The sequence below is a fragment of the Flavobacterium soyae genome (assembly GCF_045348165.1).
Lineage (GTDB): Bacteria > Bacteroidota > Bacteroidia > Flavobacteriales > Flavobacteriaceae > Flavobacterium > Flavobacterium soyae.
Genome location: NZ_CP150845.1, coordinates 1,261,476 through 1,286,234 on the forward strand (window position 1 = coordinate 1,261,476; position 24,759 = coordinate 1,286,234).

Below are 24,759 nucleotides of genomic sequence, written 5' to 3' on the forward strand. Positions count from 1 at the left end.
AAAAATGTTAACAAACAAGAAAACCAAAATTGTAGCTACACTAGGTCCTGCATGTGGTACGAGAGAGATTATCAAGGATATGATCGATGCAGGGGTAAATGTGTTTAGAATCAATTTTTCGCATGCAGACTACGAAGGAGTAAAGGAAAAAATTAACATTATTAGAGGCCTGAACGAAGAGTTTGGTTATACTACAGCAATCTTAGGAGATTTGCAAGGACCAAAACTAAGAGTTGGTGTAATGGAAGAAGGAACTGTAGTGCACGATGGTGATATTATCACTTTTACAACTGCTGAAGATATTATTGGAACTGCTCAAAGAGTGTTCATGAAATATCAAAATTTTCCAAATGATGTTAATCCGGGAGAGCGCATTTTGCTTGACGATGGTAAACTTATTTTTGAAATTGTTTCGACAGATAAAAAAACAGAAGTTGTTGCTAAAGTAATTCAGGGTGGAGAATTAAAATCTAAAAAAGGGGTTAATCTTCCAAACACGAAAATTTCTTTACCGGCTTTAACAGAAAAAGATATTGCTGATGCCATTTTTGCAATTGAGCAAAAAGTAGACTGGATCGCACTTTCATTCGTAAAAACACCTCGAGATTTACAAGATTTACAAGAATTAATCGCTAAGCATTCTGAATATAAAATTCCAATCGTTGCTAAAATTGAAATGCCGGAAGCTCTTGAGAACATGGATAAAATTGTAGCATATTGCGATGGTTTAATGGTTGCCCGTGGGGACCTTGGGGTTGAACTTCCTGCTCACGAAGTGCCATTGGTACAAAAAGACTTAATCCGCAGAGCAAAAACGGCTAGAATTCCTGTTATCGTTGCAACACAAATGATGGAAACAATGATTACAAGTTTAACCCCAACAAGAGCAGAGGTAAATGACGTTGCAAACTCAGTAATGGATGGTGCAGATGCTGTAATGTTGTCTGGAGAAACTGCAACAGGAAATTACCCGGTACAAGTTATTCAAAGAATGACACAAATTTGTGAGGCTGTTGAGAATTCACCACTTATTCAGGTTCCACAAAACACACCACAAATTAAAACAAAACGTTTTGTTACTAAAACAGTTTGTCATCAGGCAGCTTTATTGGCAAATGAAATCGAAGCTAAAGCAATTTGTACCTTAACAAACAGCGGTTATACAGCTTTCCAAATTTCTGCATGGAGACCATCATCGGCGCATATTTTAGTATTTACTTCAAACAGAAGAATCTTAACACAATTGAATTTATTATGGGGAGTTAAATCATTCTTCTATGATAACGAAGTAAGTACAGATGATACTGTAACAGATGTAAATAAAATTGCAGTTGAAAAAGGTTATGCATCAAAAGGGGATTATTTAATTAACCTTGCTGCAATGCCAATTAAAGAAAAAGGAATGGTTAATACTATGAGAGTATCTGAAATAGAATAGTCTTTAAAATTACCTAAAATATACAAAAAGCTATCTGCTAAGCAGATAGCTTTTTTATTATAAAATTTTTAACATGAAAGAAAAAACTTTCAAAAAAAATGTTATATTTGAATTTTCTTACAATAATAATTAATGATAATACCACTTGCAGTTATTTGTGCAGCTTAAATATGTCATACAAAGAAATTAATGACACCTGAAATTCTGTTTTGATTAAATTTTAGACCCGTTGCAAATTATAATTTGCAACATCATGGAGCAAAATAAAATAGCTTTCATGTTGCAAATTATAACTTGCAACAATGTAAAACCTTAAAAATAGGATAATTCGTGTTTTTATTACTTAATTTTGAGATACTTAACAAAACGTTAAAAAATTGCTGTTGCAAATTCTCCCAACGACAACGGCAAACTTGTTATAAGAAATTGCTTTTAATATAGATTGCTATTTGCTCATTTTAGCAAAGTTATAGTTTGATTTTTTTCATGAAAACAATTATATAAACAAAAATTATTAACAAATCTTATTACTATGAAACAAAGTAAATTTAGAAACGCTATAGTGCTTTTCACACTAGTATGCTTCACAATTGTTCAGGTGACAGCTCAGAATAAAAAAGTCAACATCTTGGTACTATGGGGTGATGATATTGGAACTACTAATATTAGTGCCTATAGTGATGGACTTATGGGGTATACAACACCTAATCTTGATCGTTTAGCCAATGAAGGATTACGTTTTCTTCATTATTATGGAGAACAGAGTTGTACTGCAGGACGTGCAGCTTTTTTAACAGGACAGCATGGTCTTAGAACCGGACTTACAAAAGTAGGGTTTCCTGGAGCACCAATGGGAATGAGTCAGCTAGATCCTTCTATTGGAGGAATTTTGAAAAGCTTAGGATATGCAACAGGTCAGTTTGGTAAAAACCACGTAGGGGATCGTAATGAGAATTTACCAACTGTAAACGGTTTCGATGAATTTTTCGGGAACCTGTATCATTTAAATGCAGAAGAAGAGCCAGAATTGCCGGATTATCCTAAAGATCCAGAATATTTGAAAAAATTTGGACCAAGAGGTGTATTAAAATGTACGGCGACAAGTACAGATGATGCCACTGTTGATCCTCGTTTTGGAAAAGTTGGAAAACAAAAAATAGAAGATACCGGAGCACTTACTAAAAAAAGAATGGAAACTGTAGATGATGAAACTTCGGCAGCAGCAATTGATTTTATTAAAAGACAAAATGCAGCGGGTAAGCCATTTTTCTGCTGGTTCAATGCCACACGTATGCACCTTCGTACGCATGTTAGAGCAGAACATAGGGGGAGATATACACATGGGGATAGTGAATATATCGATGGTATGATTGAACATGATGAAACTATTGGAAGTATTTTAAAAGCCCTGGATGATTTAGGAATCGCAGATAATACTATTGTTGTGTATTCTACAGATAATGGCCCACATATGAACACATGGCCTGATGGAGCAATGACACCATTTCGTTCAGAAAAAAACACCAACTGGGAAGGAGCTTTCCGTGTACCTTGTATCGTACGCTGGCCAGGAGTTATTAAACCAGGAACTGTAACTACAGAATTAATGAGTCATAATGACTGGATTCCAACTTTTGCATCAATAGCAGGAGAACCAGATATAACTAATAAACTTTTAAAAGGGTATACTGCGAACGGGAAAACATATAAAATACATTTAGACGGTTTTGACCAAAGTAATTTTTTACGTGGTAAAACACAAAAAAGCGCAAGAGATAAATTCTTTTATACAGATGATGATGGTCTTTTGGTTGGTTTAAGAGAAGGCGATTATAAATATGTTTTTGCAGAACAGCGTTTGGGGGGTACAATGGGAGTATGGGCAGAGCCCTTTACCAAACTGCGTTTACAAAAGATATTCAATTTGTACCAAGATCCTTTTGAAAGAGCTGATATTACTTCAAATACATTCTGGGATTATCAATTGAATCATGTGCAACTGATGTATGGAGCAATACAAGATGTGGTTGCATTTGCTGAAACATTTAAAGAATATCCACCAAGATCAATTCCGCCGAGTTTCTCTGCATATACTATTATGGAAGAAGCAATGAAAGATATTAAGGCACAAAAATATATAGAAAAAAATGTGATGCCTAAATTAAAAGAGGAAGAAGCAGCAGATTCAAAAAAGAAGAAGTAGAAAAATAATGCTTGATAGAGCTTGAATTATCTCCTAGTTCAAGCTCTATAAATTAAAAATCAATATCATGTATAGAAAAATATATATATTGCCACTCTTTTTATTTTTACTCATTTCCTGTAAAAAAAATGAAAACACGACTACAGTCAATCCTAAAGACAGCACCACTGTTATAGCAACCAGCAGTAATCCCTTACCAAGCTGGAATGATGGAGTTTTGAAAAAAGATATAATTGCTTATGTCGAAAAAGTCACAAAAGAAGGTAGTCCAGATTTTATTCCCATCGAAGATAGAATTGCCACTTTTGACAATGACGGGACATTATGGGCAGAAAAGCCATATGTTCAGGAATTATTTGCTTTTTATCAGGTAAAAAAAATGGTGCAGGCTAACCCAGCCCTCGCACAAAAACAACCATTTAAAGCAGTAATTGAAAAAGACAAAGCTTTTTTTGAAAAAGGAGGTGACAAAGCTCTGATAGAACTTGTTGCTGCAACACATACCGGAATGACCGAAGACGAATTTGAAACAGCAGTAAATGATTTTTTTAAAACGGCAGCTTATCCCGGTAAAAATGTTCCTATAAAACAAATACGTTATCAGCCGCAATTAGAGCTGCTGAATTATCTCCGAGCAAACGGATTTAAAACCTATATCGTAACAGGTGGTACAATTGAAGTTGTGAGAGCAATATCTCAGGATTATTATGGTATTCCAAAAGATCAGGTCGTGGGAACTTCTTTTAAATACAAATATGATGATGCTAAAAATGCAGTGCAGAGAGAACCAGTTTTGGATCATTTTAATGATAAAGAAGGCAAACCCGCAGGCATACAACTGCATATAGGTCAGCGTCCGGTTTTTGCCTGCGGAAATGAAGGCGGCGCAGGTGATATTGCCATGCTGAAATATTCGCAGGGAAACAAATATCCGTCATTTCAATTATTAGTAAACCATAACGATTCCATCAGAGAATACAGTTATCAGGAAAAAGATAATTTGTCATTAAGTACAGCTGCAAAAAATAAGTGGCATGTGGTAAGTATTAAAGACGACTGGAAAAAAGTTTTGGCAGATAAATAATTTGAATTAGTTAAAATCTCAAATGAAGCAGCTTTCGCTTGTTTAAGGTTGTTTCATTTGGATTTTTAGATTGATTAAAATCTTAAAATACAGCTATGAAACGAATCAGATATATCAGTCAGAAATTATTTTTCAGCATCCTGTTTTTTATTTTATTCTTTGTTGTTTCTGCTCAGGAAGCTGTACCCAAAGCAGGAGCTAGCGCACAGGAATTGGCAGATAAATTGGCAAATCCCGTGGCAAGTTTAATTAGTGTGCCTTTGCAGAATAATTTAAATTATGGTATTGGTCCTTTTAACGGATCAAAATATACTATAAATATACAGCCGGTAATTCCTTTTAAATTAACAGAAAACCTAAATTTAATTACCCGTTATATATTGCCAGTCGTTGACCAAAGAGATATTACAGGAAACAATACCCATCAATTTGGGTTAAGCGACGCAACAGTTACGGCTTTTTTTGCCCCTAAAACAAAAGGTCTAATTTTTGGTATTGGTCCGGCATTTTTAATTCCAACAGCAACAGATGAATTATTGGGAACAGAAAAATTTGGAGTAGGCCCAAGTGCATTAGTAATGCATCAGGGAAAAGGACTTTCAGTAGGTTTCATTGCCAATCAAATCTGGTCAGTTGCCGGAAATGAAGACCGTGCCGATTTTAATCAGTTTTACACCCAGATATTTCTTTCTCACAGCTATAAAAGCGGTGCCAGTTTAGGTGTAAATGCCGAAATAACACAAAATTGGAATGCAAAAACGACATTAATATCATTAAATCCTTCTATTGGTGCCGTTACAAAATTAGGCGATCAGGTGGTTCAGTTTGCTATTTCACCTTTAATTCCAATTACGGGTCCTTCTGAATCCAAACCAGATTGGGGATTACGAGCCATACTTGCATTTGTTTTTCCAGGGTCTTAATATGCATAGTTAATTTTTTTAATCACTAAAAAATAAAGTATGAAATCAAAAATTTTATCCCTAATAATAATTGTCTATTTAGTATCTTGTGCAAAATCTACTACAAAAAATGAAGAACAAGATGTTGCAGACAACGGACAAATAACGCAATTTAAGCCAGCAAATATTGAAGAACAAATTGTGTATAACCGTGCAGTTGAAGCTGTTATTTGGGGAATGCCAGCAGTTAATTCAGAATTACTGTATGAAAGTCTTGTAAAAGTAAAAGGTGATTACAATCAGATAGTTTATTGGTCAGGTTTAATAAATTCAAAAAATCAAACCTTAACTCCTAATCCCGATGTTGTATACATAAATCCTTTGTATGATACAAGAAAAGGGGCGGTTGTGTTAGAAATTCCGCCTGCAGAAGGCAATTCTTCTTTAACGGGAAGTTTAGATGATGGATGGCAGACTGCAATTGAAGATATTGGTCCGGCAGGAATAGATAAAGGAAAAGGAGGAAAGTATTTGATTTTGCCTCCAGATTATAAAGATAAAGTGCCGGCAGGATATATTCCAATGCCTTCATCAACCTATACCGGTTTTGCAATTCTTCGTTCGAATCTTACTGATGGAAGCCCAGGTGATGTTAAACGTGCGATTGATTACGGAAAACGTATCAAAATTTATCCCTATTCTCAGGCAGCAAATTCTCCGGCAACCAAGTTTACTGATTTGCTTGGGGTTGATTTCACCAATACGATTCCGTATAATTTTCATTTTTTTGAAATACTGAATCAATTTGTGCAGCGTGAACCCTGGCTAGCACGAGATTTGGTAATGGTTGATTTTTTAAAATCGATTGGTATTGAAAAAGGAAAAACTTTTGAAGCTGATGCGAGAAAAAAAGAAATTCTGGATGCGGCGGCAAAAGACGCACACATTTATCTTGATAAAGGTTATGAAGCTATTTTTAAACTGCCTTTTTATGAGGGAACTAATTGGGCATTACCAGCTTCTCAAGACGTTGTAAAAGCAATATCGTCTAATTATACGGTTCCTGATATATATCCGGTTAGCGAAAGAGCCATAAGTTACTCAATGGCCTATTTTAGTGCAAAACATCTCGGCACAGGACAATTTTATTTAATGACAATTAAAGATAATAAAAGACAGTCACTTGATGGATCAAAATTATATCAGCTGCACTTACCGCCAAAAGTACCTGTAAAATTATATTGGTCTGTAACAGCTTACGATCGTGAAACGCATGCACTTATTAAAAACATGAAATATTTCAGCCGTGCATCAACATCGCCAGGACTTCAAAAAAACAGTGACGGTTCTGTAGATATTTATTTTGGAGCAAAAGCCCCTGCAGGTAAAGAAGCAAACTGGGTTCCGACAGATCCAAAAAGAAAATTTGAATTACTGGCACGTTTCTATGGACCAGAAAAGGGATTTTTTGACAAAACATGGAAAATGGGAGATGTTGAAGAAGTGAAATAAGAATTATTTTATGGTCGAAAAAACAACAGATAAAACAGAAATTTCATTTGATCCACTGGCATCAAAAGCAGAACGCTATGAGAAAGGTGCAGCGATCAGAAAAATTGTGCTGCACGCTTCACATAAGGAATTTACTCCATCTGAAAACAGGGAAGATCCTATCGATATTTTGATAAAAACCAGCATTGGAAGAATAGAAAGCCTGCTGCCAATTCGATACAGGAGAATGATGGAATCGCCATTTGCATTTTTTCGTGGTGCAGCGGCAATTATGGCAGCAGATTTGGCGCAAACTCCAAATACAGGAATTGATTTACAGCTTTGCGGCGATTGCCATTTAATGAATTTTGGAGGTTTTGCCACACCAGAGCGTAAATTAGTTTTTGATATAAATGATTTTGATGAAACTTTTCAGGGCCCGTGGGAATGGGATGTAAAACGATTAGCCGCAAGTTTTGCTATTGCAGGAAGATGGCTGAAATTTTCTAATAAAAGCAATAAAGAATTTGCCTGGCATGTGGCAGATAGTTATAAAAGACATATGCTGGAATACAGCAAATTATCAGCACTTCAAATTTGGTATGCTGATATTGATCTGGCAGAACTTATCGAACTCGGAAAAGATGAAGAAATAAAAGAGTTTCATCAAAAACGAATAAAAAAAGCAGCTGAATATACGGCACATGAGAAAGAATTTGCAAAGATGACTTATCAGGAAGGAGTTCGGGCGCGAATAAAAGACGAACCGCCTTTGATATTTCATTCGTCCGGAAATGATGAAAAACGAATTTTAAAAAAGGCTGAACTAGTACATAAACGCTATATTGAATCATTACCAGAAGACAAACAAGTCCTGCTAAGCAGATATTCTATGCATGACTTTGCCATAAAAGTGGTAGGCGTAGGAAGTGTAGGAACGCTTTGTGGAATCAGTTTACTAATGTCTGCAACGGGCGAACCCATTTTTTTGCAGTTTAAAGAAGCAAGACAAAGCGTGTTAGAACAATATGTAAAAGTTAAAAGAAGATACAACCATGAGGGAGAGCGAATCGTAATGGGACAAAAGTTAATGCAGTCTGCCTCGGATATATTTTTAGGATGGACAAATGATGATAAAGGAAGATTTTTTTACATCCGTCAGCTTCGTGATGCCAAAGTCAAACCCATTCTTGAAATAATGAAAGAAGAAAACCTTACAGATTATGCCAAAGCCTGCGGATGGGCACTTGCGAGAGCGCATGCACGTTCCGGAGATCCCTCAATATTATCTGGATATATTGGTGATGGTCATGAATTTGCCAATGCAGTTTCGACATTTTCCATTTTATATGCAGATCAAAATGAATTAGATTACAACAAAATGATAAAGGCCATAAAAGAAGGAAGACTGCCTGTTTCTTCAGAAACATAATTTGTGCAGGATAAATATGGCAATTGTAAATAAGTAAGAATTTTTTGCTAAAAAATTTATATCAATTAAATAAAATGATTATCTTTGAATGTTTGTTAAAATACTGTTACGTAGGCAATTGTGTTTAAATTACGTTTTATCAGACCCTTAATCGTTCATTCAAGATTTTCAGAATTAATAATTTCCAGTTAAGTAATTAATCATTAATTTAAATTCTACAAAATGAATATTAAAAGAAAAAATTTTCGCATTATCCCAATTTTATTTTTGGGTTTAATTTACGGTTGTTCTCCAACTGTAAAAGTTACAACAGATTACGATCACTCTGCAAATTTTAGTGAATATAAAACTTTTGCAGTTTATGATTTAAAGGCACAGGAAGGCCAGGTAAACCAATTAAATGTGGACCGTGTTACAAATGCAATTCGTGCAGAAATGATTGCAAAAGGATTTAAAGAAAGTTCAAATCCTGATTTAAAAGTAAATGCAGTTTCTATCTTAAAAAATAAAACACAAGTTACAGCAGATTCTAATTTCTACGGTTATGGCGGAATGTACCGTCCTTATGGATATTGGGGCGGCGGAGCTATGATGGGCGGCGGCACGACAACATTTAATACTTATGATTATGTCGACGGTTCGCTGGTTATTGATATAGTTTCTACAAAAACACAAAAATTACTTTGGCAGGGAGTTGGAAATGCTCAAATTGACAGTAAACCAGACAATCCTGAAGAATTTATAAATAGTTCTATCAAAAAAATCTTAGAAGGATTTCCTCCCGGTGCTGTAAAAAAATAGTTTAGAATTAATATTTAAAACAGAATAGGCTGTACTTTCAATTTTGATAAGTACAGCCTATAAAACGCACATTTTATTTTCTTTGAAAATTACTTCTCAAAGAAAAAGGAATAAACTCATTAAAGTTTAAAATATATGACCGATATAGTGCTTTCGCTTTTCTTTTTTATAGCTACGATTGTAGGTTTTGCGACTTCGTTTATGGTTCTTTTTTCGAAGAAAAACTATTCTAAAAGTTTTTTCTTAGGACTGTTTTTGTTTAGCCTTGCATTAGTAAGTATCTATAATTTTTACCTATCGGCAAATGTTTTTAAAGATTTCCCGGATCTGTTTATGATCACAAAATCCTTTATTTTTTTAGCAGCACCCTGTGCATTTTTATATGTTAGAAACGTTTTATTCCCTAATACATCTTTCAAAAAATACGACTGGTTTCATTTCCTGCCATTCCTCATTTATTTCTCACTGACAATTGTGGTCTGGATAGGAAATTATACCAATGTTTATTTGATAGATTATCTTTCGGTAAAAATTAAAAACCCTTTTTCGATGTTAAGCCTTAGTGTTTGGCTTATGTACGCATTTTGCCAGACCATGATGATTTTAAATTACGACATTAAAAAATTTAAAGAGAATTATTCGCAGAGAATAAAGATTTTAAACTGGATCAGGGTTTATAACCTGGTAATATTGTTTTTGTTTTCAACGCTTTTTGTACATTTCTTTTTAATTAATAATGTCGATAACGTAGATTTATCCTGCTACATTCTTATTTCATCTGTTTTAATATTTACGGTTGGCTGGCTTTATTTTAAGCCGCAGATTTTTTATGATGCAAATGAAAACGAAACATTAGATTTTGTCAATGAAAATCTGATAGCTTATGCTTCGCAGGAAACTAAAAATTCATTGCCAATAGTAAAAGAGTTAACATTCGAAAAAAGACAGCTGTATCTGGCCAAACTGGAAAGTATTTTTGATTCTAAAAAACTCTTTTTAAAGAAAGATCTGGTAATACGTGATATTTCAGAAGAAACTGGAATTACCGTAAACAATCTTTCCAGTTTAATTAATTCTGAATTCAATCTGCATTTTCAGGACTATATAAATTTAAAACGAATCGGATATTTTAAAGAAAAAATAAACGATTCTGACTGGAAAGATCTTTCACTCGAAGGAATGGCCTGGGCCTCTGGTTTTAAATCCAGAACAACATGTTTTAGGGCTTTTATAAAACACACAGGTAAATCTCCTTCTGAATATTTTAGAGTAATCAGGATTAATCCTGAAAAAAGCAATTCTTATTTTTTTAAACAATCTACAAACTGAGTTTGTATAGATTACTTATAACGCCTCATAATTTAAAGAGAAAAACAATGAAAACGAAATTAACACAAAACCAAACAATAAAAATAGTAGCAACCTTATCATTTCTGTTCGCCTGCTTTTTGGGAAATGCACAGTTAAAAGGGGGGCATATTTTGGGATCGATGGGTCTTCAATCAGGAACTCAGACTCCGGCAAATACATTAAGTGTTTACGTACCGGGTTACTTATATGATGCAGGTTCCTTAAGAAATGCAGACGGTAACGAATCTATAGCAAATCCTGATATTTCAATGTTTATTACCGGAGTTGGGGCTAATTATGTAAGCGATTTTAAAATTTTAGGCGCAAATTACGGAGCCACTATCTTACTGGCTTTTGCTTCAAACACAATTCAGGGAAATAGTATTGATTCAAAAAACTCGCTTGCTTTTACAGATATGTACGTACAGCCGCTTCAATTAGGCTGGCACAACAAAAGAGCCGATTTTGTTTTTAGTTACCAGCTTTACCTGCCAACCGGAAGATATACAGCGGGAGCTTCAGATAATGCCGGTTTAGGAATGTTGATGAATGAATTTTCTGCAGGATCAACAGTGTATTTTAATGATAAAAAAACATTTCATTTTTCAGCATTAGCATCATATGAAATAAACGGAAAAAAGAAAGATACGGATATAAAAACTGGAGATATTTTAAGTGTTGAAGGAGGTTTAGGTAAAACCTTTTACACGCTCAATGCTGCGAAAACTGCTCCAAGCGGAATACTAAATGCAGGTTTAATTTATTATCTGCAATATAAAGTTTCAAATGACAAAATTCCGGTGGGCAATTTAGTACTTGAGCCAGAAAAAGATAAAGTTGGAGGTTTGGGTGCCGAAGTAAATTATTTTCATATTGGGTGCAAAACTTCTGCAGGACTTCGCTGGGTTTCAGAAATTGGAGCCGAAAGCCGTTTTCAGGGAAATACTTTTTTCCTAACACTTGCCCATGTATTTAGTCTTGCAAAAGAAAAAAAGGGATAACAGTAAAACGATTTGAGTTGATGTTTTTAAATGAATACTATTAGATTTAAATTGATTTGAATGAGAAATATATATTTATATTCTTCCCTAAAAAATAGGAAATTTTTCCATAAAATGGTTTTCATTTTTGTTTTCTGCTTTTTTTCATTTACAACGATAAACGCACAAAAGCCTCACATTACGGCAAAAGATTCTCTTGACGGAGCTTTTGATTTAAGTGATTATATTATTTATGCACATGGTTTTATTGTCGTTCCTACTGTTATTACAGAACCTGCTTTGGGTGGAATTGGAGGTGCAATAGTTCCCGTTTTTCTTAAAAAACGCCCGCCTGTTGTAGACGAAAATGGTAAAAAACGGTTTATAAACCCAGACATAACGGGAGGAATTGGTATGTATACCGAAAATAAAAGCTGGATGGCAGGCGCTTTTAGGTCTGCAACTTTAGTCAAATCAAGAATCTTATATCGTGTTATGGCTGGTTATGGCGATATGAATTTATCTTTTTATGCCAACAATCTGCCCAATGCAAGCGATGAGGAATTTAAACTCAATTTTAAGTCAACTATTTTTTATACACAATGGCTAAAACAATTTAGAAATGCAAAGTGGAGTGCAGGGCCGCAATACCTCTTTTTAAACTCAAAAATTAATCTGCCAGATGTAGATCTTCCCCCGCCATTTGTACAGCCAAAAGACATTAAAAGTACAGTAAGTCAGGTGGGAGCGGCGATTCAGTTTGACGGACGCGACAATATATTTACACCAGATAAAGGAATCCGGCTTCAGTCAGATTTCTTTTGGTCAGATGACGCAATAGGAAGCGATTACGATGCCTGGCGCGTCAATTTATCGGCAATAGGATATTATCCATTAACAAAAAAATTAATAGGCGGGCTTAGGGTAGAAGGAGAGCAGGCGTTTGGGAGTCCGCCTTTTTATCTATTGCCCGGAATTAATTTACGCGGAATTCCCGCTGCCCGATATCAGGGAAAAACCAGTATTGTTACCGAAGCCGAATTGCGATGGGATTTATACCGAAGATGGAGCCTTATGGGTTACGGAGGCCTCGCAAGTGCTTTTAACGATTGGGATAAAGCCTTTGCAAAACCCGTTGTTTACAGCTACGGAACAGGATTTAGGTATTTATTAGCCCGAAAATTCAAACTCCGCATGGGTGTCGACGTAGCAAAAGGCCCCGAAGACTGGGCATATTACATAGTTTTTGGAAGTAACTGGCTTAGATAATTATTAATTGTAAAAAGTAAAAAGTAAATGAGGCTGTCTCAAAAGTGAGGCAGCTTTTTTTGTGGCATAAAAAAAGAGGCTGTCTTAAAAGTAAAATCAAGCTGTTGAGAATCGCGTAAATGGAAAATTTCTCCGATAGGTATCCGAATAAAAAAGAGGTTGTCTCGACTTTTGAGACAGCCTCATTTTTTCTGGCAGATTTTATTATTCTGCTGTCAATATTTAACTCCTAACGGAGTAACAAAAAATATCTTGAAGGAGATTACATATTGTTAGAAATCAGTTTATTCATGCCAATTTTTGTCCCGTAGGGCAATGTCATTAAGTTAAGCTTTTAGAAAATAAAATTATTGCAAATCAAATCCGTGTTTATCCGCGTTTTTACGAAGTAAATCTGTTTTATCCGCGTCACAATTAGACGCTGATAAAAACTGATTTTTCTAATTACTTTCTTAATTAAACTGTTAAGTAATTTTTATAGATTTCCTCTTAACTTAATGACATTGCCCGGAGGGACTACACTTTATTAACTAGCAACTTGAATTAATTATGTTTTTGTATAATTTGTAAGATTTAATTGTTTAATAAAAACATTGTATAAACATTAACTGTTAAATAATAGTTTATTTAGTGAATATTTAATTGTTTTGTAACAAAAATATAATACGAGCTACTAATAAAGCAACTATTTAAATCTTTGATTATGTATAAAAATACGATGAAATCAGTTTTCGCGGCATCTGCTTTTTTGGTTGGAGTTAGCGGCTGTTTTGCGCAGGACATTTTGGTAAATTCCTTAAAGCTAAATGCAAGTGATAAAAGTAAAGAAGCTTTTAAATTCACTGAGGTAGTTAACTTAGGAACAACGTCGATTAAAAACCAAGGTTCATCTGGAACTTGCTGGAGTTATGCATCAAACTCGTTTTTAGAGTCAGAAATGATTCGTTTAGGAAAACAGCCTGTTGAGCTTTCTCAGGTTTTTTCTGCAAGAAATGTGTATGTTGACAAAGGAGTAAATTATGTTCGTATGCATGGCGCGATCACTTTAGGTGACGGAGGTTCGCTGCACGACGTAATTAATATGTACAAAAAATACGGAACTGTACCAAGAGAAGTTTACACAGGTTTGAACTACGGTACGGATAAAAATAAATTTGCCGAAATGTCTGCACTTATCGAAGGTGTTTTGGCTGCGGTGGTTAAAAATCCAAACGGAGAGTTAACACCAAATTGGCAAAAAGCGTATGCTGCTGTTATCGATTCTTATTTAGGAAAAGTGCCGGATAACTTCAATTACAAAGGAAAAAGCTATACGCCGCAGTCTTTTGCTAAAGAAGTAGTAGGAATTAATCCTGACGAATATGTAGAAATGTCTTCGTTTACAACTGCTCCATATTATCAAAAAACAGTTCTTGCCGTGCCAGACAACTGGTCATTAGATCAGGTTTACAACGTAAAAGTAAACGACATGACAGATGTTATCGATAATGCATTGAAAAAAGGATATACTGTTGCTTGGGCGACAGACGTAAGCGAGAAAAGCTTTAGCTGGAAAAACGGTGTGGCATATGTTCCAACAAAGAAATTTGACGACATGACGGCTGAAGAAAAAGCAGATATGTTTAACGGACCAAAAGCAGAACCAGAGATTACTCCAGAAATGCGTCAGGCTGCGTTTGACAATTACGGTACAACAGACGACCACGGAATGCACATTATTGGTCTTGCAAAAGATCAAACCGGAAAAGAATATTATATCGTAAAAAATTCTTGGGGAGAAACAAACGATTACAAAGGTTTCTTATTCGTAACCAAAAATTTCGTAAAATATAAAACGACTGCCTTAATGGTAAACAAAGGTGGAATTCCTGCTGAAATTGCTAAGAAGTTAGGGGTTTAAGAGATTTAAGAGTTTTAATGAAAATAGAAAAGCGCTGTAATCTTTGGATTGCGGCGTTTTTTTGTTTAGAACAATTTTTGATTTGTATTTTTTAATGTTTTATCAGATTAATTGTTTATATAAGATGTATATTTGGGATAAAATAAAATAAGATTTTTCTTTCTTGTAAATTGTGAGATTTTGAAAAATTAAAATAGATTATACAATAAAACAACAAAAATGAAAAGTCAAGAAATTATAGACCTTTTTACTCAATTTGAAGAAGTTGCCTCAAGTATAGAAGGAATTGAATGCTGGAGCGCGAGAGAATTGCAAAAATTATTAGGATATAGTAAATGGGAAAATTTTGAGAAAGTAATTAAAAAAGCAAAAGATGCTTGTGCGAATGCAGGGGAAAATGTGGAAGATCACTTTCCTGAAGTCAGGAAGGTGATACAAGCAGGAAAAGGAGCTCAACATATTATAGATGATATAGCACTTACGCGATATGCATGCTATTTAATTGCTCAAAATGGAGACAGCCGTAAAGAGGAAATTGCTTTTGCTCAAAATTATTTTGCAGTTCAAACCAGAAGAGCCGAAGTAATTGAACAACGTTTGCTGGAATTTGAAAGAATAAAAGCAAGAGAAAAACTTACTCAAACTGAAAAACAACTTTCAGGAATATTGTTCGAGCGTGGTGTAGATAATAAGGGTTTTGGTTTAATACGCTCAAAAGGAGATCAGGCATTGTTTCGTTTATCGACCTTGCAGCTGAAGAAAAAAATGGGAATTCCGGATAATAGACCAGTTGCTGATTTTCTTCCTACAATAAGTATTAAAGCTAAAGATCTAGCTGCAGAAATGACAGGTTTAAATGTGCATAGTAAAGATTTAAAAGGTCAAAACAAAATTGAAAATGAGCATATTGATAATAACAAAGCCGTAAGAAATATGCTAACGCAAAGAGGAATTGTACCTGAAAATCTTTCCCCTGCTGAGGATGTTAAAAAGATAAAACGTAAATTGGATAGTGATGATAAAAAAATATTAAAAGAAACTAAAAAGAAAAAATAAATATTTTCAAATTGATATTCAACATTGCAAAAGATCAAACCGGAAAAGAATATTATATCGTAAAAAATTCTTGGGGAGAAACAAACGATTACAAAGGTTTCTTATTCGTAACCAAAAATTTCGTAAAATATAAAACGACTGCCTTAATGGTAAACAAAGGTGGAATTCCTGCTGAAATTGCTAAGAAGTTAGGGGTTTAAGAGTTTTAATGAAAATAGAAAAGCGCTGTAATCCAAAGATTACAGCGCTTTTTTTGTTTTGGATTTAATTTTTAAAATATGCTCACTGAAGTTTAAAGTAATTTTTTTAATCTTCTTTTAACAGAAGGAGAGTTTTTAAAACATTCTATTACAGCTTCAAGTTCTTTTTGATCTAAAACGCCTTTAATTTCGTAATGGAAATCTGGAATTGGATAAGTTTGAAAGAAAAGTGTTTTGTCAATTTCTTTTAACCAGCACCCATGTAAATAAGTACTTTTAGAAAACGAAAAGTTATTATTTGAATCTAAAACATGTCCTGCTTTGAAACAATAAGTAGTTTGTTGAGCCTGAATTAAATCTATACAACCATGATTTATTATTGTGTCAGATGGAAAATATTCAATACTTGAGGTAACGAAACTATTAATTGCAAACCATTTATTTCTTTTAAAATTAAAAAGAATTTATTTTTAGAATCACCATTTTCAAAAACGTAATTTGGAATATGTAATATAGTTCCATCTTTCATATTAACAAATTCTAAATCCGTTCAAACTTGATTCAAGTTTTTTATGATGATTATAAATAGATAGCTTTACTGGTTCGTTTTGAAGAATCTCCTCAAAATTCAATTCAACATTAGAGCTATTCTTTACACCCATCTGAAATTTTTCTATCAAATTATGACGAGATGCTGTGCTGTACCATAACGAATCCTTTTTATGTGTAAAATTAACTAAAACATAAGCAGATTCGTTCTTTACCGCTTGAGTTAGTTTTTCTAAAAGATCTAATTCATTATCTGAAAATTCGTCATCGTTAAATACTTTTTTGGGTTTGATATATCTTTTATTCTCTATAGTATTTATTTCGATATAATCTTTAAGAATTATTGGATCGTCTGAAAGGTCAACAAATATTTCCTGAGATACAGGACCTAGTTGCCAAACTTCATATTTTAGATTTAGAAAAGGTAATCCAAACTCTTTGATGGAAAATTCATCTAATAAATAGAGAATTTTTAAAAGCTTAGTTTTAGATAAATCATCAATTTTATCTGCCAGATAAATGATTGTGTTTCCAATTTTTTCTATGTCGTTTTTAAAATACATATATGTTACAACATGCTGTTTTTTTGCATGTTAAATTTTAGATTTGTAATGGTAAATTTAAGGCTTTTATTTTATAAAGTCAATATTTCTATTTTTTTGTAAGTTAAACCTTTGTATTTGTTAGGGATAAACATGCTTTTGTGAAACAAGACTTATTATAAAGACACAAGAAAAGTCCTATTTCCCTTTCAACAACTTCTCCAAATACTCAACCTTATCTTTTTCAGCCTGAACCAAACGCTCATAAAGTTCGACAACTTTATCAAGAGGATTAAATGAACAATTATGATTTACAACAGGTCCACTATTAATAACAGATCCTTCGTAATTATTTTGAATATTATTTAAAACCGCTTCTTCAGAAAAATTCTTAATTCCTTCAACAGAAACACCTAAAACTTCGGCAATTGCTTTAAGTTTTTCCTCATCGATGGTTTCACTGTTTTCAATAGCAGAAATAGCTTGTTGGTTTGTACCCAAAGCTTGCGCCAATGCCTCCTGTTTCATATCGCGAAGTTCACGAATACGGCTTATTTTTCGCCCTATATGATTTGGTTTTGTTAGTGTGCTCATAATTCAAAGATATTTAAAATTCCTGAAAAAAGTATTTCTGCTGTAAAATACAAGTTGTTTTTGTGTGATACAATTTGCTTCGATTTCGGGACAAAACAAAAATACAACTTTTCGCACAGCCAATAGTTAAAAACTAAAATTATAAAAACGATTAGCGTTGAGCAAAAAAGCAAATTGCACACTTTATCGTTTATATAAGCATTTCATGGTTGAAGTAGTGCATAAACGTCACAAAATCAGTAGCTTTATATAGTGTTTTATGGAGTATCAATTTTAATTTAATTACTTATGAAAACATATTTACTACATTTTGCGGCTTTTGCCGGTTTGTTTTCATTAAGTTGTTTTGCTCAGCAGACCAATTATATGATAGCAAACGCAGACACTCGAAGAGCGCCTTTTAAATTTGACAGCAAACCAACCGAAGATCGTGATATAGAGTCGTATTTGGTTGTAGAAGTTATTAATATGCCCTTTGGAAAAAGAACCACCAAGTACGAAGTTTCAAAGCTGGATATGGTTTATACAAATGATCTTGGTCCAAATAATACCAGAACCGTAACACCAATATATAAAAGACCAAAAGTAAGAACTGCAAATACAATTTTACCGTCTAAAGATATGGCTGATGCAGCTGTTGAGACTATTAAATCAGTCGAAGTTGAGGTTACTGCTCCGGCATATACCGAGAAGTTTGTAAAAATAGATATTTTAGAGACTTACACCAATGTTGTAGACAAAGGCTTCAAATCGATAGACTTGCTTAGAAAAGTTGCAGATAAGTATTATTTTGAAAGCGATTTTGAAGATGCGGTTAAATATTATACGGATTTATTTACTCTGGATGAAAATCTAGACACGATTTATTATTTTAGATACGCTCAATGTTTAAAAGCAATAAACGAAACTGAAAAGGCTGAAGAAATGATGAAATTGTTTGATAGTAAAAACCTGAATCAATAAATAATTAAACATAGCCCACGATTTCAACCGCTGAGATGCAATTTTTGGGTAATACATTTTTTATAATTTGTATTGCGTTTCCAGTGATTGAAACCACGGGCTGCGTTTGAGATAGAGTAGAAATAGGTGAGGAATGATGAAATTTTAAAAAACAGCAAGGAATTAAATCGTAATAAAGGTTTTACGCCATATAATAAACATAGCCTGCGGTTGAAACCGCAGGAACGCAATGTTTAGACAATAAATTTATCACGATTTGTATCATGTTTCCCATGATTTCAATCATGGGCTATATTTAAAAGAGAATAAATTGAGCACAAATTGATTCTGGGTGCAATTAAAAAGAGTAATTTGGAAATTTTATAATCAATTAGAAAAACACTCAGTTTTGTCATTTCGACTGAAAGGAGAAATCGTACTAGTTAATCGACAAAGATTGATATACTGTGCAGAATTTCCAGTGCGATTTCTCCTTTCAGTCGAAATGACAAACTTTGAGTAGAAAAAGGTATAAACAAAAAAAGACGATCATTTGATCGTCTTTTTTAAGCTCCCCCTCTTGGGCTCGAACCAAGGACCCTCTGATTAACAGTCAGATGCTCTAACCAACTGAGCTAAGGAGGAATCACCTTAAAGGTAAATATGTTTGCTAAAAAAGTTGCTCCCCCTCTTGGGCTCGAACCAAGGACCCTCTGATTAACAGTCAGATGCTCTAACCAACTGAGCTAAGGAGGAAGTTGTTGCTCTTTTTAGCGAGTGCAAATATAATTGATTTTTTAGTTTCTCAAAAATATTTTAACTCTTTTTAAAAAAATATTTTTTTACTTAATAATTGCCTTATAAATGTCATTCCCATTTGCGAACAAAAGCAGTGCTATAAGTAGTACAAAGCCAACCATTTGGGCGTTTTCAAGGAATTTATCACTCGGTTTTTTACCGCTGATAATTTCATACAATAAAAACATCACGTGGCCTCCATCAAGTGCCGGAATTGGTAATAAATTCATAACTCCAAGCATAATTGACAATAAAGCCGTGATAGACCAGAATGTTTCCCAGCTCCAAAAGCTTGGAAAAATATTGTAAATCGCGGCAAAACCACCCACTTGTTTGTAAGCTTTTGTTTCAGGATTAAAAATCATTTTCAGCTGTTTTCCATAACCTACTAATTGATCTTTTCCTTTTTGAATTCCAACCGGAATAGATTCAAAGAAACTATATTCTTTAGTACTTATTTTATAGTACCCTAATTTTTCTAAAGATTCGATTCCTAAACCGCCAACACCAATTCCTAATTTTCCTAGTTTAGAAACCTTAACAGTAACTGGAGTTTCTTTTAAATCACGTAATACAACAGCAGGAATTGTTTTTCCTTTGTTAGCTTCTAAAACAGCTTTCGCCTGATCAAAATATTTTATTTTTTGATTATTCAGACTTACAATGATATCTTTTGGTTTTAAAGAAGTATTTTCAGATTCTTCAGAAATTTTACCCACAACGAAAGGCATTCTGATACCAATCAATAAACCTTTTTCATATTTAGATAATTGATCAACAAAATCATTTGGGATATTAATAGTCTGCTGTTTTCCGTCTCTTTCAATCAAAATATGTTTCGACATGATAACATTCATATTCATGTCGCTGTCAAAATTTTCAACCGTTTTACCATCAATCGAAATGATTTTATCTCCAGTTCTAAAACCAGCTTTAAGCATTGCAGGATTTTCGATAAAAACTCCGTCTTTCAAATCAGCATTTGCCACATACGTATCGCCGTAAGCAAAAGCCATTCCAATATATATAATAAACGCCAGAATAAAGTTTACCGTAACACCGCCAAGCATAATAATTAAACGCTGCCAAGCCGGTTTAGAACGAAATTCCCAAGGCTGCGGCGGAAGTGCCATTTGCTCCTTGTCCATACTTTCGTCGATCATTCCGGAGATTTTTACATAACCCCCAAGCGGTAACCATCCAATTCCGTATTCTGTTTCGCCAATTTTCTTTTTTAACAGCGAATATTTAACATCAAAAAATAAGTAAAATTTTTCAACTCTCGTTTTAAATAATTTGGCAGGAATAAAATGCCCTAATTCGTGAAGAATAATAAGTAAAGATAAACTCAATAGAAATTGAGAGAGTTTGATAACTATATCCATTTTGTATTTTTAGTTCGTATTTAACGCACAAAAGTAGCGTTTCTATTTTAATTTGAAAGCGCAATATAATACATAAGGTTTTAAATGTTTGTTAATTAATGTGCTTACTTTTAAATTAAGCAAAACTTATCTTATGTCTGTATAATATTAGTAACTCGTTCGTGAGGAATGTTACAAATACCCTATTTTAATATTTTAAAAACTTTTAGAAGCGATGCCTTAGAAGCTTCTGTTTTAATTTCATCATTATTGAAAAAGAACTCAATTTGTAAAGAGTTAACATAACTTGTTGAAGATTCTTAAAGTAATAAATGATTTATTAATTTTTATACTGTAAAACTATGTTTTTTATTAAGCAAATCGAAAGAATTAAAAGGATGCATAAATTAATTATTGCTGAAAAAACAGGTACTCCAAGTGTTTTTGCAAAAAAGCTAAGTTTGAGCAGAAGCCAGCTTTATAATGAATTGGATATAATTAAAGAATTAGACGCGCCATTAAAATATTGCAAAAAAAGAGAAAGTTTTTTATTATGAAACCTCTTTTGAATTGATATTAAACTTTTCGCTTAAAACTATAAAAGATGACGAATCAAAAGAAATTTTTGGAGGTTCAAACTTCCGTCCAATTTTATTAGACGGAACTCTGATAAGTTTGCTTTAACAAAATAGTTCTCGAGAAAATGATTTTGTTGAATTTATTAATTAACATTTTTAAAATTTAAAAGTTATGGAATTAGCAGTAGTGAATTTTGAAGAATTGAATTTAGTTGAGCTTAATGCTCAGGAAATACAAGAAGTTGATGGCGGATTTTTTGGGCCTTGGTGGGTTGGAGCTGGGAGAGTTAACATTATGAGAATGTATGATTTTGGAGATTCACCAATATATTCATAATACTAATTGGTTTAATAGTTGCAAATTCAGTAAAATAAATTTGCAGCTATTTTTATATGTCTATAATTATGAGCTTATATATAATAATATTATTGTTTTTATTATTTGATGTTTTTGTTTTGATGTTTTTGGCAACAAAACATAAAAAAAAGATATGGGATTTTTCAGGTATTTTAAAAGCTTGGAAAAAAGAGTTTGGAGGATGGTAGTATTTGATTGCACAGTTTTCAGGAGCGAACGGCTATTTAGCCATTCGCTCCTAATCATTAAAATAAAATATGATAAAAGTAATTCAAACGCTGTTGTTAATTCGTTTAAGAAAATTTCTTCCTCCTAAAGATAAGTGGGCTGTGCTAATTTTTCTTTGTGGTTGTTTATTGTATCTTTTTTGTTTAAATGAAAAATTCCAAGTTTTACGAAATTACGCTCTTCTATTTTCTTTAGATATTTTTTTCTATCATATTACAAGAAAAGATATTGAATTGTTAAAGCTAAATAGACAATGGAGACTAATATTATTTGGAGAATACTTTGTTTATGGCTTACTTTATTTGGTATTGTTTATTATAAATAGAGAATATTTACTTGCCTTAATATATCTTGTCTTAATAACGGCTTATATCTATATTGTTCCGCAGTTTTACGGTAGAGTAATTAAATATCCATTTAGATTGTTTGATCCATATTGGCACATTTGCTGGAGGAGGAATAACTTAATTTTCTTTCTTCCAATAACTATTTTTTTGGTTGTTGTTGGAGATTTATATAATAATGAAAACCTCATTATATCATCTCTTTTTGCAGCTTCAATTTTTGGGATTATACCTTCTTTTCAAAGGGAAGCTTTTGAGAATATAAAGATGAGTTATTATTATGGAAAGGATTATTTAAACGAACAATTTAAAACATCAATTAAAAATTCACTACTAATAGCAATACCATTAATTATTACTTTATGCTTATTTAAGAAGTGGGAACTGTTATGTTTTTCTCCTGTAATTTTTTTGATTCCATTACTTAATATCATATTTAAATATTCATTTTTCAAGAATCAATTATTACATCAACTTATGCTTGCCATTTTTGTAAGTATGCTTCCATTAGGTGTATCTCTTATTGCTATTCCATTTCTGTATTTAAAATCGGTTAAAACTATTAAAGTCATTCAGCATGTTTCAAATTAACATAATAAACAAATCGTATAAAGACAAAACAGTTTTGGATGATATTTCGATTTCTATACCTCAAAATGGAATTTATGGTGTTATAGGAAAAAACGGCGCAGGTAAGACAACGTTATTTCGTTGCATAATGGGATTAACTTCTTTTAAAGGTTCTATTCTTCACAAGACAGAATCTTCTCTTCATGGCAAAATTGCATGGTGTCCTACTGAACCAGTGATTTACGATGAATTAACAGCCCAAGAATTTGCCGTTTTTTATCAGGAATTATTACATATTAAAAATAGCGTTTTTCAAATGTTTGATGTTCCTCAAGATAAATTTATAAAGGAGTTTTCTACAGGGATGAAGAAGAAAGCATACATGAATGCTGTTTTTCAGAAAACATATGCTATTTATATTTTTGATGAACCGTTCAATGGCTTGGATCTGGAATCTAATTATGTATTGATGAATTATATCAGGCAATTATCAAAAAGCAGTATCATCTTTATATCTTCTCATATTTTGGAAACCTTATACAAAGATTGTGATCGTATTTTTTTGGTACAAAATGCTAAAATAACCGAATTTGAAAAATTTCAATATGGAGAAATCGAGGAAAAACTTTTTTTAAATAGCGGGCAGTAATTAAAATAAAAATCAATGAATTTTAGTTCAGATCCGATAAATACACTCGAAAATCTTATTGCAAAAAACAAGACAAAAAGTTTTTCAATCTATTTGATAATAATCATTGCCATTCTGATTCTTTTAGTATTATTACCTATTATCAAAATAGACATTAGTAGTCAGAGCCGTGGAATAATTCGCAGTAAAACAGATAATGTTCCTGTTACAACAATTGTTAGCGGAAAAGTTAATTGGATAGCTTTAAAGAATAATGCTTTTGTGAAAAAAGGAGATACGCTTTTAAAGATTTCTAAAGAAAATCTTGAAAGTGATAAAAGAACTCAGGATACCTTATCTCTTTCTCTTTTAGTATTATTAAAAGATATTTCAAATCTTCTGCAAAATAAAAACACATATTTGCTGACTTCTACAGCACGTGAAGATTTATTCAAATTCCAATCTGCAAAAAATGAATTGCAAAGTAAAATAGCACAAGCGCAAATAAATCATGATCGTAATAAAATCTTGTATGATAAAGATATTATTGCAAAGGCAGATTTTGAAAAGCATGATTATGAGTTACGCTTAACAAAACAGGCACTTCAAAGTTTCATTAGTCAACAAAAATCTACATGGGAAAACCAGAAAAGAGATTTGGAAGAGCGACTAAAAAATATCAACGGAACGGTTTCTAAAATTAATATTGAAGGGAATAATTATTTTGTTCTGGCTCCGATTTCCGGAACGATAGAAAACTTTTCAGGAATTCAAAAGGGGTCTTTTATAAATGTTTCTCAATCTATCGCAACCATTTCTTCGGCAGATCATCTTGTTGTAGAATGTAATGTTTTACCAAGTGACATTGGTTTGATAAAGAAAAACCAAAAAGTAAAATTTCAGCTAGATGCATTCAATTATAATCAATGGGGTTTGTTAGAAGGAAAAGTAATTGATATTGATCACAATATTACAATGCAAGGCGATCAGGCTTTTTTTAAAATTCGCTGTGCTTTAGATTCGCAGACCTTACAATAAACAGAATTTACTTTAAATGTTTGTTAATTAATAAACATTTCAATTTCTCGTTTTAACAAGATACAGTAACTTTACTTTTTAAACGGCTGTCAATATCTATTGGTAGTCCAAAACCATTAA

The 24,759-nt window shown here is 32.9% G+C and carries 22 protein-coding genes, 2 tRNA genes and 1 pseudogene; 19 read left to right on the plus strand and 6 right to left on the minus strand.

Annotation, left to right across the window (positions count from 1 at the left end):
* Positions 1-4 precede the first annotated feature (4 nt).
* The 13 genes and pseudogenes from pyk to AABD74_RS05680 all read left to right on the plus strand — a co-directional run.
* On the plus strand, positions 5-1,438 hold the full coding sequence (gene pyk / locus AABD74_RS05620) for a pyruvate kinase (RefSeq protein WP_232677792.1): 1,434 nt from the start codon (positions 5-7) through the stop codon (positions 1,436-1,438).
* A 532-nt stretch (positions 1,439-1,970) separates the two neighbouring features.
* Positions 1,971-3,641 (plus strand): arylsulfatase, encoded by a 1,671-nt coding sequence (locus tag AABD74_RS05625; RefSeq protein WP_232677791.1) that lies wholly within the window; start codon positions 1,971-1,973, stop codon positions 3,639-3,641.
* A gap of 67 nt (positions 3,642-3,708) precedes the next feature.
* Positions 3,709-4,725, plus strand: a complete 1,017-nt coding sequence (locus AABD74_RS05630) for an HAD family hydrolase (protein WP_406844921.1) — start codon at positions 3,709-3,711, stop codon at positions 4,723-4,725.
* A gap of 95 nt (positions 4,726-4,820) precedes the next feature.
* Positions 4,821-5,648 (plus strand): hypothetical protein, encoded by an 828-nt coding sequence (locus AABD74_RS05635; protein WP_232677787.1) that lies wholly within the window; start codon positions 4,821-4,823, stop codon positions 5,646-5,648.
* A 39-nt stretch (positions 5,649-5,687) separates the two neighbouring features.
* Positions 5,688-7,139, plus strand: a complete 1,452-nt coding sequence (locus tag AABD74_RS05640; RefSeq protein WP_406844922.1) for a DUF1254 domain-containing protein — start codon at positions 5,688-5,690, stop codon at positions 7,137-7,139.
* 10 nt (positions 7,140-7,149) lie between these two features.
* Positions 7,150-8,550, plus strand: coding sequence for a DUF2252 domain-containing protein (locus tag AABD74_RS05645; RefSeq protein WP_406844923.1), 1,401 nt, complete (start codon positions 7,150-7,152; stop codon positions 8,548-8,550).
* A gap of 222 nt (positions 8,551-8,772) precedes the next feature.
* Positions 8,773-9,351 carry a DUF4136 domain-containing protein gene (locus tag AABD74_RS05650; protein ID WP_232677782.1) on the plus strand — a complete coding sequence of 193 codons (579 nt, stop codon included), beginning with the start codon at positions 8,773-8,775 and terminating at the stop codon, positions 9,349-9,351.
* 135 nt (positions 9,352-9,486) lie between these two features.
* Positions 9,487-10,680 (plus strand): helix-turn-helix domain-containing protein, encoded by a 1,194-nt coding sequence (locus AABD74_RS05655; protein WP_406844924.1) that lies wholly within the window; start codon positions 9,487-9,489, stop codon positions 10,678-10,680.
* 47 nt (positions 10,681-10,727) lie between these two features.
* A complete protein-coding gene (locus tag AABD74_RS05660) occupies positions 10,728-11,702 on the plus strand; it encodes a transporter (RefSeq protein ID WP_232677780.1) in 975 nt (324 codons plus the stop codon).
* Between the two features lie 114 nt (positions 11,703-11,816).
* Positions 11,817-12,950, plus strand: coding sequence for a BamA/TamA family outer membrane protein (locus AABD74_RS05665; RefSeq protein ID WP_406844925.1), 1,134 nt, complete (start codon positions 11,817-11,819; stop codon positions 12,948-12,950).
* 703 nt (positions 12,951-13,653) lie between these two features.
* Positions 13,654-14,850, plus strand: a complete 1,197-nt coding sequence (locus AABD74_RS05670) for an aminopeptidase C (protein ID WP_406844926.1) — start codon at positions 13,654-13,656, stop codon at positions 14,848-14,850.
* 219 nt (positions 14,851-15,069) lie between these two features.
* On the plus strand, positions 15,070-15,906 hold the full coding sequence (gene dinD, locus AABD74_RS05675; protein ID WP_406844927.1) for a DNA damage-inducible protein D: 837 nt from the start codon (positions 15,070-15,072) through the stop codon (positions 15,904-15,906).
* 14 nt (positions 15,907-15,920) lie between these two features.
* Positions 15,921-16,106: pseudogene (locus AABD74_RS05680) on the plus strand (C1 family peptidase); the annotation flags it as partial.
* 376 nt (positions 16,107-16,482) lie between these two features.
* Here the strand turns inward: AABD74_RS05680 and AABD74_RS05685 are convergent.
* From AABD74_RS05685 to AABD74_RS05695, 3 genes are all read right to left on the minus strand, one after another.
* Positions 16,483-16,635, minus strand: a complete 153-nt coding sequence (locus AABD74_RS05685; protein WP_406844928.1) for a hypothetical protein — start codon at positions 16,633-16,635, stop codon at positions 16,483-16,485.
* A 1-nt stretch (position 16,636) separates the two neighbouring features.
* Positions 16,637-17,218, minus strand: coding sequence for a Panacea domain-containing protein (locus AABD74_RS05690; RefSeq protein ID WP_406844929.1), 582 nt, complete (start codon positions 17,216-17,218; stop codon positions 16,637-16,639).
* A gap of 177 nt (positions 17,219-17,395) precedes the next feature.
* Positions 17,396-17,791, minus strand: a complete 396-nt coding sequence (locus AABD74_RS05695) for a helix-turn-helix domain-containing protein (protein ID WP_406844930.1) — start codon at positions 17,789-17,791, stop codon at positions 17,396-17,398.
* A gap of 288 nt (positions 17,792-18,079) precedes the next feature.
* Here AABD74_RS05695 and AABD74_RS05700 point away from each other — a divergent pair, with 288 nt between their 5' ends.
* The gene (locus AABD74_RS05700; RefSeq protein WP_406844931.1) at positions 18,080-18,754 is read left to right on the plus strand and encodes a tetratricopeptide repeat protein; all 675 of its coding nucleotides are present in this window, start codon (positions 18,080-18,082) and stop codon (positions 18,752-18,754) included.
* A 550-nt stretch (positions 18,755-19,304) separates the two neighbouring features.
* Here the strand turns inward: AABD74_RS05700 and AABD74_RS05705 are convergent.
* The 3 genes from AABD74_RS05705 to rseP form a co-directional block, all read right to left on the minus strand.
* Positions 19,305-19,378: transfer RNA gene (locus tag AABD74_RS05705), tRNA-Asn, on the minus strand.
* A 37-nt stretch (positions 19,379-19,415) separates the two neighbouring features.
* A tRNA-Asn gene (locus AABD74_RS05710) sits at positions 19,416-19,489 on the minus strand.
* An 86-nt stretch (positions 19,490-19,575) separates the two neighbouring features.
* On the minus strand, positions 19,576-20,916 hold the full coding sequence (rseP, locus tag AABD74_RS05715) for an RIP metalloprotease RseP (protein ID WP_406844932.1): 1,341 nt from the start codon (positions 20,914-20,916) through the stop codon (positions 19,576-19,578).
* A 377-nt stretch (positions 20,917-21,293) separates the two neighbouring features.
* Between rseP and AABD74_RS05720 the strand changes: the two genes are divergently transcribed.
* The 5 genes from AABD74_RS05720 to AABD74_RS05740 all read left to right on the plus strand — a co-directional run bounded on the left by AABD74_RS05720 (position 21,294) and on the right by AABD74_RS05740 (position 24,639).
* Positions 21,294-21,452, plus strand: a complete 159-nt coding sequence (locus AABD74_RS05720; RefSeq protein WP_406844933.1) for a hypothetical protein — start codon at positions 21,294-21,296, stop codon at positions 21,450-21,452.
* A 193-nt stretch (positions 21,453-21,645) separates the two neighbouring features.
* On the plus strand, positions 21,646-21,810 hold the full coding sequence (locus AABD74_RS05725) for a hypothetical protein (protein ID WP_406844934.1): 165 nt from the start codon (positions 21,646-21,648) through the stop codon (positions 21,808-21,810).
* Between the two features lie 278 nt (positions 21,811-22,088).
* Positions 22,089-22,994, plus strand: a complete 906-nt coding sequence (locus tag AABD74_RS05730; RefSeq protein ID WP_406844935.1) for a hypothetical protein — start codon at positions 22,089-22,091, stop codon at positions 22,992-22,994.
* Positions 22,981-23,622 (plus strand): ATP-binding cassette domain-containing protein, encoded by a 642-nt coding sequence (locus AABD74_RS05735; protein WP_406844936.1) that lies wholly within the window; start codon positions 22,981-22,983, stop codon positions 23,620-23,622. Before AABD74_RS05730 ends, AABD74_RS05735 begins: the two co-directional genes overlap by 14 nt.
* A 15-nt stretch (positions 23,623-23,637) precedes the next feature.
* Positions 23,638-24,639: an HlyD family secretion protein gene (locus tag AABD74_RS05740; protein ID WP_406844937.1), complete on the plus strand. Its 1,002-nt coding sequence runs from the start codon at positions 23,638-23,640 to the stop codon at positions 24,637-24,639.
* Positions 24,640-24,759 lie beyond the last annotated feature (120 nt).

What these genes read in the sequence shown, in the direction of transcription:
- rseP (WP_406844932.1), bottom strand. Translation starts at nt 20,916, where the DNA reads ATGGATATAGTTATCAAACTCTCTCAATTTCTATTGAGTTTATCTTTA.
- AABD74_RS05740 (WP_406844937.1), top strand. Translation starts at nt 23,638, where the DNA reads ATGAATTTTAGTTCAGATCCGATAAATACACTCGAAAATCTTATTGCA.
- AABD74_RS05735 (WP_406844936.1), top strand. Translation starts at nt 22,981, where the DNA reads ATGTTTCAAATTAACATAATAAACAAATCGTATAAAGACAAAACAGTT.
- AABD74_RS05650 (WP_232677782.1), top strand. Translation starts at nt 8,773, where the DNA reads ATGAATATTAAAAGAAAAAATTTTCGCATTATCCCAATTTTATTTTTG.
- AABD74_RS05660 (WP_232677780.1), top strand. Translation starts at nt 10,728, where the DNA reads ATGAAAACGAAATTAACACAAAACCAAACAATAAAAATAGTAGCAACC.
- AABD74_RS05670 (WP_406844926.1), top strand. Translation starts at nt 13,654, where the DNA reads ATGTATAAAAATACGATGAAATCAGTTTTCGCGGCATCTGCTTTTTTG.
- AABD74_RS05625 (WP_232677791.1), top strand. Translation starts at nt 1,971, where the DNA reads ATGAAACAAAGTAAATTTAGAAACGCTATAGTGCTTTTCACACTAGTA.
- dinD (WP_406844927.1), top strand. Translation starts at nt 15,070, where the DNA reads ATGAAAAGTCAAGAAATTATAGACCTTTTTACTCAATTTGAAGAAGTT.
- AABD74_RS05640 (WP_406844922.1), top strand. Translation starts at nt 5,688, where the DNA reads ATGAAATCAAAAATTTTATCCCTAATAATAATTGTCTATTTAGTATCT.
- AABD74_RS05690 (WP_406844929.1), bottom strand. Translation starts at nt 17,218, where the DNA reads ATGTATTTTAAAAACGACATAGAAAAAATTGGAAACACAATCATTTAT.
- AABD74_RS05725 (WP_406844934.1), top strand. Translation starts at nt 21,646, where the DNA reads ATGGAATTAGCAGTAGTGAATTTTGAAGAATTGAATTTAGTTGAGCTT.
- AABD74_RS05700 (WP_406844931.1), top strand. Translation starts at nt 18,080, where the DNA reads ATGAAAACATATTTACTACATTTTGCGGCTTTTGCCGGTTTGTTTTCA.
- AABD74_RS05695 (WP_406844930.1), bottom strand. Translation starts at nt 17,791, where the DNA reads ATGAGCACACTAACAAAACCAAATCATATAGGGCGAAAAATAAGCCGT.
- AABD74_RS05685 (WP_406844928.1), bottom strand. Translation starts at nt 16,635, where the DNA reads ATGAAAGATGGAACTATATTACATATTCCAAATTACGTTTTTGAAAAT.
- AABD74_RS05635 (WP_232677787.1), top strand. Translation starts at nt 4,821, where the DNA reads ATGAAACGAATCAGATATATCAGTCAGAAATTATTTTTCAGCATCCTG.
- AABD74_RS05665 (WP_406844925.1), top strand. Translation starts at nt 11,817, where the DNA reads ATGGTTTTCATTTTTGTTTTCTGCTTTTTTTCATTTACAACGATAAAC.
- AABD74_RS05645 (WP_406844923.1), top strand. Translation starts at nt 7,150, where the DNA reads ATGGTCGAAAAAACAACAGATAAAACAGAAATTTCATTTGATCCACTG.
- pyk (WP_232677792.1), top strand. Translation starts at nt 5, where the DNA reads ATGTTAACAAACAAGAAAACCAAAATTGTAGCTACACTAGGTCCTGCA.
- AABD74_RS05655 (WP_406844924.1), top strand. Translation starts at nt 9,487, where the DNA reads ATGACCGATATAGTGCTTTCGCTTTTCTTTTTTATAGCTACGATTGTA.
- AABD74_RS05730 (WP_406844935.1), top strand. Translation starts at nt 22,089, where the DNA reads ATGATAAAAGTAATTCAAACGCTGTTGTTAATTCGTTTAAGAAAATTT.
- AABD74_RS05720 (WP_406844933.1), top strand. Translation starts at nt 21,294, where the DNA reads ATGCATAAATTAATTATTGCTGAAAAAACAGGTACTCCAAGTGTTTTT.
- AABD74_RS05630 (WP_406844921.1), top strand. Translation starts at nt 3,709, where the DNA reads ATGTATAGAAAAATATATATATTGCCACTCTTTTTATTTTTACTCATT.